Origin of the sequence: Vagococcus penaei (assembly GCF_001998885.1) — a bacterium.
GTDB lineage: Bacteria > Bacillota > Bacilli > Lactobacillales > Vagococcaceae > Vagococcus > Vagococcus penaei.
In genome coordinates, this window is sequence record NZ_CP019609.1 from 1,319,882 (window position 1) to 1,332,432 (window position 12,551).

11 protein-coding genes are annotated in these 12,551 nt (G+C 35.5%); 7 read left to right on the forward strand and 4 right to left on the reverse strand.

Annotation, left to right across the window (positions count from 1 at the left end):
* Window positions 1-202: 202 nt before the first annotated feature.
* The 4 genes from jag to rpmH all read right to left on the reverse strand — a co-directional run bounded on the left by jag (window position 203) and on the right by rpmH (window position 2,438).
* On the reverse strand, window positions 203-988 hold the full coding sequence (gene jag / locus BW732_RS06335; RefSeq protein WP_077275960.1) for an RNA-binding cell elongation regulator Jag/EloR: 786 nt from the start codon (window positions 986-988) through the stop codon (window positions 203-205).
* Window positions 989-1,012: 24 nt separating this feature from the next.
* Complete coding sequence (locus tag BW732_RS06340) at window positions 1,013-1,795, reverse strand: YidC/Oxa1 family membrane protein insertase (protein ID WP_418369033.1); 783 nt, start codon at window positions 1,793-1,795, stop codon at window positions 1,013-1,015.
* Window positions 1,796-1,842: 47 nt separating this feature from the next.
* Window positions 1,843-2,181 (reverse strand): ribonuclease P protein component, encoded by a 339-nt coding sequence (gene rnpA / locus BW732_RS06345; RefSeq protein WP_077275962.1) that lies wholly within the window; start codon window positions 2,179-2,181, stop codon window positions 1,843-1,845.
* Window positions 2,182-2,303: 122 nt separating this feature from the next.
* On the reverse strand, window positions 2,304-2,438 hold the full coding sequence (gene rpmH, locus BW732_RS06350) for a 50S ribosomal protein L34 (RefSeq protein ID WP_071457793.1): 135 nt from the start codon (window positions 2,436-2,438) through the stop codon (window positions 2,304-2,306).
* Window positions 2,439-2,909: 471 nt separating this feature from the next.
* Between rpmH and dnaA the strand changes: the two genes are divergently transcribed.
* From dnaA to BW732_RS06385, 7 genes are all read left to right on the forward strand, one after another.
* Window positions 2,910-4,253: a chromosomal replication initiator protein DnaA gene (dnaA, locus tag BW732_RS06355; protein ID WP_077275963.1), complete on the forward strand. Its 1,344-nt coding sequence runs from the start codon at window positions 2,910-2,912 to the stop codon at window positions 4,251-4,253.
* A 157-nt stretch (window positions 4,254-4,410) separates the two neighbouring features.
* The gene (dnaN, locus tag BW732_RS06360) at window positions 4,411-5,541 is read left to right on the forward strand and encodes a DNA polymerase III subunit beta (protein WP_077275964.1); all 1,131 of its coding nucleotides are present in this window, start codon (window positions 4,411-4,413) and stop codon (window positions 5,539-5,541) included.
* A gap of 218 nt (window positions 5,542-5,759) precedes the next feature.
* Entirely contained in the window at window positions 5,760-5,993 is a 234-nt protein-coding gene (gene yaaA, locus BW732_RS06365) for a S4 domain-containing protein YaaA (RefSeq protein ID WP_077275965.1), read from the forward strand.
* Between the two features lie 2 nt (window positions 5,994-5,995).
* A complete protein-coding gene (gene recF / locus BW732_RS06370) occupies window positions 5,996-7,120 on the forward strand; it encodes a DNA replication/repair protein RecF (RefSeq protein ID WP_077275966.1) in 1,125 nt (374 codons plus the stop codon).
* Complete coding sequence (gyrB, locus tag BW732_RS06375) at window positions 7,117-9,057, forward strand: DNA topoisomerase (ATP-hydrolyzing) subunit B (protein WP_418369034.1); 1,941 nt, start codon at window positions 7,117-7,119, stop codon at window positions 9,055-9,057. Before recF ends, gyrB begins: the two co-directional genes overlap by 4 nt.
* Before the next feature lie 29 nt (window positions 9,058-9,086).
* Window positions 9,087-11,621 carry a DNA gyrase subunit A gene (gyrA, locus tag BW732_RS06380; protein ID WP_077275968.1) on the forward strand — a complete coding sequence of 845 codons (2,535 nt, stop codon included), beginning with the start codon at window positions 9,087-9,089 and terminating at the stop codon, window positions 11,619-11,621.
* 665 nt (window positions 11,622-12,286) lie between these two features.
* The gene (locus BW732_RS06385) at window positions 12,287-12,511 is read left to right on the forward strand and encodes a hypothetical protein (protein ID WP_077275969.1); all 225 of its coding nucleotides are present in this window, start codon (window positions 12,287-12,289) and stop codon (window positions 12,509-12,511) included.
* The last annotated feature ends 40 nt before the right edge of the window (window positions 12,512-12,551 follow it).

Here is a 12,551-nt window from a genome sequence, read left to right on the forward strand (position 1 = left end):
ACCCTCTTTCATTAAATTTTTCCATATAAAAAAGTGCCCACTCCACCCCTTAGCGACATGCCGAAACATGACTAAACGGTAGATAAGCACTTTGACTGCTAATCATTAGTTAATTCATAAGCATAATAGCACAAAGCAACCAAATTGACAATTTTAAATTCCTCAACAAAAAAAGCAACCAATTAACTGGTTGCTTACTCAATTATTGATCTAATTCAACGACTAAATAACGATGTGGCTCTTTGCCTTCAGAATGAGTCCTCAAATCTGTATCTTTTGATAATAAATGATGGACCATTTTACGTTCAAAGGCAGGCATTGGTTCTAAGAAAACTGGTTGTCCTGTTTCTCGTACCTCATGAGCTGTCCGTTTGGCTAAGCGTTCCAAAATAGCTTCGCGACGTTCACGATAATCACCGACATTTACTGTTACCGTTAAACGGTTTTTAGCAATTCGATGCATATGAACTTGCACTAAATATTGAATGGCATTTAGAACCTTACCATGCTTGCCAATCAACAAACCTTTTTTATCTGTTTCTAAATGGAAAATAAGATGGGAGTTGTGTTGCTCAATCTCGACGACAGCTGGAGCATCCATAGCTGATGTAATATCAGTCAAGAAAATGGCAATCTCTGTTATCGCATCATCATCGGTTAAATTAACTAACTCGTGGGTTTGACTATCAGACACAAGGTCTTCAGTAATCTGTTCATGCGTTGTTTCCGTCACATTGGTAGATGTTAGTGTCATTGCAGTATCATCTACCACTACAGCTGTACCCTCTTTTTCTAGTGGTTCCTTCGGCATTTCAACTACTGACTCATTCACCTGCAAAGATACCTCAGCTAGTTTCTTACCAATTCCTAGAAAACCTTTTTTTCCTTCAGTTAAAATATCCACTGATACATCTGAACGCTTGACCTTTAATGCTCTCAAACCTGATTCAATTGCTTGCTCTACTGTGTCGCCTGTAAATTTTGGCATATCACAAACCTCCTCATAGTTGACTTATTTCCGTTTCTTTTTAGGCATATTTGCTTTGCGTAATGCACGCTCAATATCACGTAAGCGTTGTGCTTCTTTTTCACGTTCTTGGCGTAATTTAAATGGATTATTAATTAGTAATGTTTGACCTACTTGGAAAGCATTTGATACTACCCAGTAAAGTGATAGCCCACTAGCTAATTGCCAACCCATAAATAGAATTAAGACAGGCATTAAATACGTCATAGCTTTCATTGCGCCTTGTGTATCTGGCTGTCCCATAGCATTTAACTTCGTACTAATAAATGTGAAAATTGCTGCTAAAATAGGCAAGATGTAATATGGATCTGGTTTTCCTAACTCAACCCATAAGAACGTTCCAGTCGTTAATGATGGAATCCGAGAAATTGATTGCCATAGTGCCATCATAATTGGTAACTGAATTACTAATGGTAAACAACCTGATAACGGATTAACATTGTGTTCACTATATAAGCGCTGTTGTTCTTCTTGTAACTTTCTTACCGTATCTGGATCTTTTGATGCATATTTTTCTTGTAATGCTTTTAATTTTGGTTGTAACTCTTGGGTTTTTCGCATACTTTTGGTTTGATAATGCATCAAAGGCATTAAAATAATCCGAATGATAATAGTAAATAGAATAATCCCAATTCCCGGATTGCCAAATGATAAAGCTTCAATTGCTTGACCAAAATAATAAACGATATAACGATCCCACACGCCCGAACTGCTCTGACTTACTTCACTCGTACCACAGCCAGTTAAAACAACAACTAATGCTAACATACTCACTACTAAAAGCCATTTTTTCTTATTTCTCACTCATTCAAACCTCACTTTATTAAATTCGCTAATCCTAACACATGTTCAATGTTTGACTTAACATCTTGTTGAGATAACCCAACTACATTAGGCCTAGCAATAATAATGATATCTTGGTCAGGTTCAATTCGCATTTTTAAATCAAACAATGACTGCCTTATCAGACGTTTAACGCGATTTCTTGTAACAGCGTTACCAATTTTTTTCCCGACTGAAATTCCCACTCGAAAATGTGGATTTTCAGAGTTATTTAAATGGTACACAACAAAGTTACGATTCGCATAAGATTGCTTGGCGTGAATGATAGTTTGAAATTCTTTTTCCTTTTTAATTCGATAGGATTTTTTCATCGTTTCATCCCTTTAATTTCTAATCTAGTTGATGTTAAACAACACCTTAATAATAGCATAAACTCACTTCATTTAATGAATTTTTTTATAAAAAAAAATCACTGACTTATAAATTCAGTGATTTATGCTGCTAAAACTTTTCTACCTTTACGACGTCGGCTAGCTAACACACGACGACCATTTTTTGTGCTCATACGTTTACGGAAACCGTGAACTTTTTGACGTTTACGTTTCTTTGGTTGATATGTTCTTTTCATGTAACTGCACCTCCCATAGCATAGTCTATTACTCTAATTACATTAGACATACTATAGCATTATACAAAGACTTTACTCTTTTTGTCAATAGTTCTTGCAAAAGAAGTCAATAAAAGACGTCCACAAATAAAAAAAAGATATGCACACCACTGTTTACGAGCCTCAATTAAAATTTAGTTAACCTTAGCTTTTTCCACTAGTTATCAACAAGTTAACAGGGTGTTAATTATTATCCACAGGACTAAAAAAATTGTTAATATCTATCTTTAAGCACTGTCATATTAACCTCTTGATCTGTTGATAACTTTGTTGATTAGTGATTTTTTATAAAATTACCCACAATTTATTAATTGCTTGTGGATAACCTAAAGTGGATACTGTTATTTTGTTATCCACATCTTAGAAAGCAGTGGAAAACTTTTTTAATTAATGCTAGAATAAACAAGCAAACTAATTTAAAGGAGGATAGATATGCTCAACATTGATTATATATGGAAGGAACTCGAAGATGATTATCGCAAGTTATTAACACCTCCCAGTTTTAACGCTTGGATTGAACAAGCCACACCGTTAAGCCTAGAAAATAATACCTTGACGATTGAAGTCCCTTCGTCTTTACATAAGGAGTACTGGGAAAAAAACTTAGCATCAAAAATTGTTGAAACAGGGTTCAAATTAACTGGAACAGAAATTACACCAATCTTCATTATTCAAAACGATCAAATGTTACCAGAAAAAAAAGAGTACAATCGTGAAGTCAATATTCCTGATATCGTTTTTGAAAATGGCAAAAAAGCTCTACTAAATTCTAAATACACCTTTGACACTTTCGTTATCGGTAAAGGTAATCAAATGGCGCACGCTGCAGCATTAGTTGTTGCAGAAGATCCTGGTGCAACCTATAATCCACTGTTTTTTTATGGAGGAGTGGGCTTAGGAAAGACCCATTTAATGCATGCTATCGGCCATCAAATGTTGACTAATCAACCAAATGCCCGAATAAAATATGTCACTAGTGAATCATTTGCTAACGATTTTATTAACTCGATTCAAAATCGAACATCTGAAGCTTTTCGACAAGAATATCGTAATGTAGATTTACTCTTAGTTGATGATATTCAATTTTTTGCTGATAAAGAGGGGACACAAGAAGAATTTTTCCATACATTCAATACTCTCTATAATGATGGTCGACAAATTGTTCTGACTAGTGATCGTCTACCAAATGAAATTCCAAAATTACAAGAACGCTTAGTATCGCGCTTTGCTTGGGGCCTATCCGTAGATATTACTCCTCCAGACTTAGAAACGCGAATTGCTATTTTACGTAAAAAGGCCAATGCTGAAGGTCTCGAAATTCCAGATGATACACTCAGTTATATTGCTGGTCAAATTGATTCCAATATTCGAGAACTTGAAGGAGCATTGGTTCGTGTTCAAGCTTTTGCAACAATGAATGGTAATGATATTACGACTAGTTTAGCGGCTGATGCGTTGAAAACCTTAAAACCTGCTAGTAAGAAAAAAGAATTGTCTATCTTGTTAATTCAAGAAGAAGTTTGCTCTTACTACCATTTAAAATTAAAAGATTTAAAAGGAAAAAAACGCGTTAAATCAATTGTTGTACCAAGACAAATTGCTATGTATTTATCACGTGAACTAACTGATAATTCTTTACCAAAAATAGGGGCAGAATTTGGTGGAAAAGACCATACCACAGTGATTCATGCCCATGAAAAAATTCAACAACTACTTAAAACCGATCCAACCACTCAAAAAGAAGTGGCCGAAATTAAAAATATCCTAACTAATTAGCATGTGGAAAACTTTCAGAATGACCCTTGAGTTATCCACATGTTATTAACATGTCTAAAGACTTTAGTTTTTTTGGCTTTTAAGACTTATCCACAGTACTAACAAGCCCTACTACTATTACTATATTATTTATATTAATTTATAAGGAGATATCACAATGAAAGTAACTTTAAATCGAGCAGCCTTTCTAGAAGAATTAGCCACCGTTCAACGCGCTATTTCAGGAAAAACAACTATCCCTATTTTAACCGGGGTTAAATTAAAATTAACTGAAGCTGGCTTAACATTAACAGGAAGTAACGCTGATATATCCATCGAAACTTTTTTAAGTGTCGCTGACGAAAAAGCCAATATGATTATTGAAAGTACAGGTGCAATCGTCTTACAAGCACGCTTTTTCAATGAAATTGTCCGTAAATTACCTGAAGCAACTTTAACGTTAGAATTAACTGACAACAATCAAGTCATTATTACATCAGGACAAGCACTGTTTAATGTGAATGGATCAAATGCCGACAATTATCCTCATTTACCGGTTATTGATAATCAACCATCATTCGAATTATCAGCACGTGTCTTAAATAAATTAATTAGTGAAACAGGTTTTGCAGTCTCTTTACATGAAAGTCGTCCAATTTTAACTGGTGTTCATTTTGTTTTAAGTGACAATCGTTTACTTGCTGTTGCGACAGATAGCCATCGTCTAAGTCAACGAACTATTGAACTTGAAGGGGACAATCAGGATTTTAATGTTGTTATTCCTGGTAAAAGTTTACAAGAACTATCAAAAACGTTTAAAGATGAAGATGCGAAAGTCGCTATTTCAATGATGGATAATCAAGTGTTATTCAAAACTGAAAATATGTTATTTTATTCTCGGTTGTTAGAAGGAAATTATCCTGACACAAATCGTCTAATACCAACAACTTTTAATACAGAAATTAAATTTAATGTACCAGAGTTTCTTTCGGCAATTGATCGTGCATCTTTATTGTCACATGAAGGTCGGAATAATATTGTTAAATTAGCGATTACACCTGATAACGTAACAATTTATGGTAATTCACCGGAAATCGGGAATGTACAAGAATCATTGAGCTATTTATCTGTTAGTGGAGAGGCTATTGATATTTCGTTCAACCCAGATTATATGAAAGATTCTTTGAAATCTTTCGGAAACATTGATGTAATTATCAAGTTTATTTCACCAATACGACCATTTACTTTACAACCGGCCGATGGTGATATTGATTTCATTCAATTAATTACACCTGTACGAACAAATTAAAAATAAATGAGCTGGTAGAAATTATCAGCTTATTTTTTTTGATTTCAGCAAAAAATCAAATATTTTACGTTCTAATTGATTTATATCTAAAATGGCAAAATCTATCTAATTGATAGTGGGGTGCTTTAAATGTCATTATATGAAAGATTATTTGTTTTTAAGGAATAAAAAAGGTATAATAGACTAGTGTATAAAATGAAAAGAATAGGTGAAAAATTGTGAAAAAAACTTTTTTATTAACTGCGGACTATATTACTTTGGGCCAATTATTAAAAGAAGTTGATGTCATTTCTAGTGGTGGTATGGCTAAGTGGTATTTACAGGAACATGCTGTTTATGTTGATGGTGAATTAGAAAACCGTCGTGGCCGTAAATTGTACGCTGAGATGATGATTGATATACCTGGGGTGGGTACTTTTTTTATGGCTAAAAATCCAGAAGAAACGGATTAATTATGTATCTAAAACAAATCTCTTTAAAAAATTATCGTAACTATGATGAGTTAGATTTACCGTTTTCTAAAAAGCTCACCATTTTTTTGGGTGAAAATGCTCAAGGAAAGACCAATTTATTAGAGAGTATTTACGTCTTAGCTTTAGCAAGAAGTCATCGGTCAACGAATGATAAAGAGCTAATCGGTTGGGGTGAAGAATTTGCACGAATTGAGGGTACAGTTGAAAAAAAATTAGGCCCAGTTGATTTAACAATGATTATTTCGACTAAAGGTAAAAAAACGAAAATTAACGGTTTAGAACAACCACGATTAAGTGATTATATTGGACAACTAAACGTCATCCTTTTTGCACCAGAAGATCTATCTTTGGTTAAAGGAGCTCCTCAAGTTCGTCGGAAATTTTTAGATATGGAAATTGGCCAAATTAATCCGCAATATCTTCACAATTTGAGTATCTATCAATCAGTCTTAAAACAAAGAAATCAATACTTAAAAAAAATCGCCATGTCGCACACTAAAGATACGATTTATCTGGATGTTTTATCTGAACAACTGGCTCAAGCGGGTGGTTATGTGTTGTATCATCGATTAAAATTTTTAAATAAATTGGAATCTTGGGCAAATACGATTCATCATAAGATTTCTTATGGCAAAGAAGTTTTAACAGTTCAGTACAAGACAGCTCTTGAGATGTCTCAGGGAGCTGAATCACCAAAACAACTTGAGGCGCTTTTATTAGCGGCTTTAAAAAATAATGAAGAACGAGATTTAAATCAATTAACGACAAGCGTTGGCCCACATCGTGATGACCTGCTTTTTTTTATTAACGATAAAAATGTACAAACTTATGGCTCACAGGGACAACAGCGTACAACCGCTTTAAGTGTCAAATTAGCGGAAATTGAGCTGATTAACGAAGAAATTGGGGAGTACCCTATTTTATTATTAGACGATGTGTTAAGTGAATTAGATGATGACCGTCAAATTCATTTGATGGAATTTATTGAGAATAAACTACAAACATTTTTAACGACGACGAGTTTAAATCATTTAGAAAATAAATTAACAATTGAACCTGAGATTTTTCATATCTCACAAGGGGCTATTGAGAAGGATGGGGAATAGGATTGACAGAAGAGAAAAATTATCAAGAATATGATGCAAGTCAGATTCAAGTATTAGAAGGTCTAGAAGCTGTACGTAAACGTCCAGGAATGTATATTGGCTCAACAGGTCCACAAGGTTTGCACCATTTAGTTTGGGAAATTGTCGATAATTCAATTGATGAAGCTCTAGCTGGTTTTTGTACCGAAATTAGTGTTGTGATTGAAGAAGATAATAGTATCACTGTAACGGATAATGGACGGGGGATTCCAGTGGGGATTCAAGAGAAAACGGGTCGTCCAGCCGTTGAAACGGTCTTTACTATTTTACATGCGGGTGGAAAATTTGGCGGTGGTGGTTATAAAGTATCTGGTGGGTTACATGGTGTAGGCTCATCGGTTGTTAATGCCTTATCAACAGTTTTACAAGTCAAAGTCCATAAAAAAGGGCAAGTCTATTTCCAAGAGTTTCATCGTGGAAAAGTCATTGATGACCTAAAAATTATTGGTGAAACCGACAAAACAGGAACGGTTGTTAATTTTAAACCTGATAATGAGATTTTTACTGAAACGACTGAGTTCGACTATGCAATATTAGCGACTCGTATTCGTGAGTTAGCCTTTTTAAATCGTGGCTTAAAAATTAGTATTGAAGATCGTCGTGTAGAACCAAGTTTATATGCTGAATTCCATTATGATGGTGGTATTAAGAGTTACGTAGAGTACTTGAATGAGGATAAAACAGTTTTATTTCCAGAGCCAATCTTTACTGAAGGAGAGCAACAAGGAATTACTGTTGAAGTGGCTATTCAGTACACGGATGATTATCATACCAATTTACTAAGTTTTGCGAACAATATTCACACGTATGAAGGTGGTACGCATGAGTTTGGTTTCCGGACGGCTTTGACACGAGTGATTAATGATTATGCGAAAAAGCAAAAAATATTGAAAGAATCAGATGATAATTTAAGTGGTGAAGATGTCCGTGAAGGTATGACAGCAGTGGTGTCAATTAAACATCCGGACCCACAATTTGAAGGACAAACAAAAACAAAATTAGGTAATTCTGAAGTTAGAACAGTAACTGATCGTGTTTTTTCAGATACCTTCAATAAGTTTTTACTGGAAAATCCAACAGTTGCGAAAAAAATTGTCGAAAAAGGAATCTTAGCGTCTAAAGCTCGTCTTGCAGCAAAAAGGGCACGCGAAGTAACACGTCGTAAAGGTGCCTTGGAAATTAGTAATTTACCTGGTAAATTAGCAGATTGTTCAAGTCGTGATCCAGAAAAATGTGAATTATTTATCGTCGAAGGGGATTCAGCCGGTGGATCAGCGAAACAAGGTCGTGACCGTGAATTCCAGGCAATTTTACCGATTCGTGGGAAAATCTTAAACGTTGAAAAAGCGACAATGGATAAAATTTTAGCTAATGAAGAAATCCGCTCATTATTTACTGCAATGGGGACAGGTTTTGGTGAAGAATTTGACGTATCAAAAGCTCGTTATCATAAATTAGTTATTATGACGGATGCCGATGTCGATGGCGCTCATATCCGCACATTATTGCTGACATTATTTTATCGTTATATGCGTCCAATCGTTGAAGCTGGTTATGTGTATATTGCGCAACCACCTCTTTATGGTGTGAAGCAAGGTAAGAATATTACTTATGTCCAACCAGGCAAAGATGCCGATGAACGTTTAGCTGAAACCGTGGCATCCCTACCAGCAACACCTAAGCCAAGTGTGCAACGTTACAAAGGGCTTGGTGAGATGGATGACCATCAACTATGGGACACAACAATGGATCCAGAACACCGGACAATGTTACGTGTCAGTGTAGATGACGCGAGTAAAGCCGATGCTGTTTTTGAGATGTTAATGGGAGATAAAGTGGAACCTCGTCGTGATTTTATTGAGGCAAATGCTCATTACGTTAAGAACTTAGATATTTAACCAATTAATTATTATAAGGAGAGTCGTTCATGTCTGAGGAACTAAGAAGTAATATACAAGATGTCAATTTGACTGAAGAAATGCAGACATCGTTTATTGACTATGCAATGAGTGTTATCGTGTCTCGTGCATTGCCCGATGTTAGAGATGGCTTGAAGCCTGTTCACCGCCGTATTTTATATGGGATGAACGAGATGGGTGTAACACCTGATAAAGCCCATAAAAAATCAGCCCGGATTGTTGGGGATGTCATGGGTAAGTATCATCCCCATGGTGATAGTGCAATCTATGAATCAATGGTCCGAATGGCGCAACCATTTAGTTACCGTCAAATGCTTGTCGATGGCCACGGAAACTTTGGCTCAGTCGATGGTGATGGTGCAGCTGCGATGCGTTATACCGAAGCTCGTATGAGTAAAATTGCCGTTGAAATGTTACGTGATATTAATAAAAATACGGTTGATTTTCAAAATAACTATGATGAAACAGAACGTGAACCCGCTGTTTTACCTGCTCGTTTTCCAAACTTACTAGTTAATGGAACAACAGGTATTGCAGTTGGGATGGCGACTAATATTCCACCTCATAATTTGGGTGAAGTGGTAGATGCAATTCAGTTATTAATGGCAAATCGTGAGGTGACGACTGCTGAATTAATGGAAGTTTTACCTGGACCAGATTTTCCAACTGGTGCATTAGTGATGGGAAAATCGGGGATTCGTAAAGCTTATGAAACCGGTAAAGGTAAAATTATTGTTCGGGCAAAAGTTGAAATTGAAGAAAAAGCTAATGGTAAAGAACGTATTATTGTCACAGAAATTCCTTACATGGTCAATAAAGCCAAATTGGTAGAGCGAATTGCTGAATTACACCGTGAAAAACGTGTGGAAGGCATTACGCAATTACGTGATGAATCGTCACGTAAAGGGATGCGGATTGTAATTGATATTCGTCGAGATGTTAGTGCAACTGTCGTTTTAAATAATCTGTATAAATTAACGTCACTACAAACAAGTTTTGGTTTTAATATGTTGGCGATTGTGAATGGTATTCCTCAAGTGTTGAGCTTAAAATCAATTTTAGAACACTATTTAGCTCACCAAGAAGAAGTGATTGTTCGGCGAACAGAATTTGATAAAGCAAAAGCAGAGGCCCGTGCTCATATTCTAGAAGGCTTGCGGATTGCATTAGATCATATTGATGAGATTATTCGAATTATTCGTTCTTCAAAAGCAGATGATATTGCGAAACAAGCATTGATTGAGACATTTAAATTATCTGACCGTCAAGCACAAGCTATTTTAGATATGCGTTTACGCCGTTTAACTGGTTTGGAGCGTGAGAAAATTGAAAATGAATACCAAGAACTATTGGCATTCATTGAAGACATGGCCGATATTTTAGCGAACCATCAGCGTGTATTAGAAATTATCAGCACGGAGTTAGACGAAATTAAGCGTAAATATAGTGATGCTCGTCGTACTGAATTATTAGTAGGTGAGTTATTAAGTCTTGAAGACGAAGATTTAATCGAAGAAGAAGATGTCGTCATTACTTTGACAAATAATGGTTATATCAAGCGAATGGCTAGTTCAGAATTTAGAACACAGCACCGTGGCGGTCGTGGTGTCCAAGGTATGGGCGTTCATGATGATGATTTTGTTGAAAATCTGGTATCATGTTCAACTCACGATAGTCTATTATTCTTTACTGATACTGGAAAAGTTTATCGAGCAAAAGGGTACGAAATTCCAGAATATGGTCGGACAGCGAAAGGCATTCCAATTATTAATTTATTGGGAATTGATTCGTCAGAAAATATTGAAGCGATTATTAACATTGCTGGTAAAGCTGAAGCAGATGAATACTTGTTCTTTACGACAAAACTTGGAACAGTTAAACGGACATCGGTGAAGGAATTTGCTAATATTCGTACTAATGGACTAAAAGCAATTGGCCTAAAAGAAGGCGACTCACTAATTAATGTCGCGTTAACTAATGGTGAACAGACAATGATTATTGGAACGCATAAAGGCTACTCTGTCACGTTCAATGAACAAGCAGTTCGTGCAATGGGCCGGACGGCAGCCGGTGTGCGAGGTATTCGTTTAAGAGAAGATGATTATGTGATTGGTATGGATTTACTATCACCTGATAGTGAAGTCCTAATTATCACTGAAAATGGTTATGGTAAACGAACGGCTGCGAAAGAATACCCAATCAAAGGTCGTGGTGGTAAAGGAATTAAAACAGCGAACGTTACTGCTAAAAATGGTCCTTTAGCTGGTTTAACCACTGTAACTGGTGAGGAAGATATTTTATTAGTGACGAACCGTGGCGTCATTATTCGTTTTGGTGTTGAATCAGTCTCACAAACTGGTCGCTCGACACAAGGTGTCCGTCTTATTCGTTTAGAAGAAGATGCGATTGTTTCCACAATGGCTAAAGTAGATCCAGAAGAAATTGAAGAAGTCATTGAAGAAATAGATACGCTGATTGTAACCGATGAACAAATAAGTGATACAGAAAATGAGCTAACGACAACTGACTCAACTGAGGAATAAGTCGTTTGATTCTTAAATAAAGGAACCGGATTGCTGCATCATTCGATGAGGCAACCCGGTTTCTTTTTAGTTGTTAAAAAAATTTTAATTTCATTGCGTCAAGTTCTGATTTTCTTTGGATTAAGTTATATCGTAAGAAGCTTTTTAAGATGGTTTAAGAAGCTTTTTATAGTAAGTTGATATCTTGGGTTAGATAATAATAATACAGTCTTGTATAGTGTAAAAATCACTGTTAAACTACTAATATCAATTAAACACCTAGCTATAAATAGTTGAGCGAGTGATACGACACTTTGACCTCACAGCAACGTGCTTTTTAAGTAACGTATTTCCGTCGTAATGCCATAGTAAGTCCAGTTAGCTCACGTCACAGTGGGTTATTTTTTATAAAAAAATAAAGGACGTGGTGTCACAATGTATGTAAAAATGAATGTTAAGATAAGTGTTATAGCGGAAGTTAGCGATCAAGAGTTTGATTCATTATTTTGAAGAGAGTCAAATTTACCGAGAGTCACCGTTAAACCAGTCAGCTATTAGTAAAAAGCCTATAAATTGGATGGAATCGATGTCAAAAAAAAGGTTATATCTGATGTAAATAGACTGATTAAACTGTTGTTCCTTTGACTTTTATAATCAATTCTTCTAACATTAAAAGGAGTGAAAAAATGTTAAAAAAGATATTTTATACCAAACCAAGTAGTGGCGCGCAGGACTATCCGTTTAGCTTACATTCACCAATTTTAACGGCTTGTCCTAATGGCTCTATTTATAACATTGATTTAAGTAGTATTAAACAAATGCCCTTTTACGAAATCGAAAATGTTGTATTTATGAAAAAATTTATGCTAGATCCTAAACGTTTTATGTATTATACCTTTAAAGATGAGTAAATTTCATTGATTGATACACACGAAAGTACCTCTCAGATTT

Bases quoted from the DNA above. Each gene is read 5' to 3' on its own strand.
- recF (WP_077275966.1), top strand. From the start codon at position 5,996: ATGTATCTAAAACAAATCTCTTTAAAAAATTATCGTAACTATGATGAG.
- BW732_RS06385 (WP_077275969.1), top strand. From the start codon at position 12,287: ATGTTAAAAAAGATATTTTATACCAAACCAAGTAGTGGCGCGCAGGAC.
- jag (WP_077275960.1), bottom strand. From the start codon at position 988: ATGCCAAAATTTACAGGCGACACAGTAGAGCAAGCAATTGAATCAGGT.
- rpmH (WP_071457793.1), bottom strand. From the start codon at position 2,438: ATGAAAAGAACATATCAACCAAAGAAACGTAAACGTCAAAAAGTTCAC.
- dnaA (WP_077275963.1), top strand. From the start codon at position 2,910: ATGCTCAACATTGATTATATATGGAAGGAACTCGAAGATGATTATCGC.
- BW732_RS06340 (WP_418369033.1), bottom strand. From the start codon at position 1,795: ATGTTAGCATTAGTTGTTGTTTTAACTGGCTGTGGTACGAGTGAAGTA.
- gyrA (WP_077275968.1), top strand. From the start codon at position 9,087: ATGTCTGAGGAACTAAGAAGTAATATACAAGATGTCAATTTGACTGAA.
- dnaN (WP_077275964.1), top strand. From the start codon at position 4,411: ATGAAAGTAACTTTAAATCGAGCAGCCTTTCTAGAAGAATTAGCCACC.
- rnpA (WP_077275962.1), bottom strand. From the start codon at position 2,181: ATGAAAAAATCCTATCGAATTAAAAAGGAAAAAGAATTTCAAACTATC.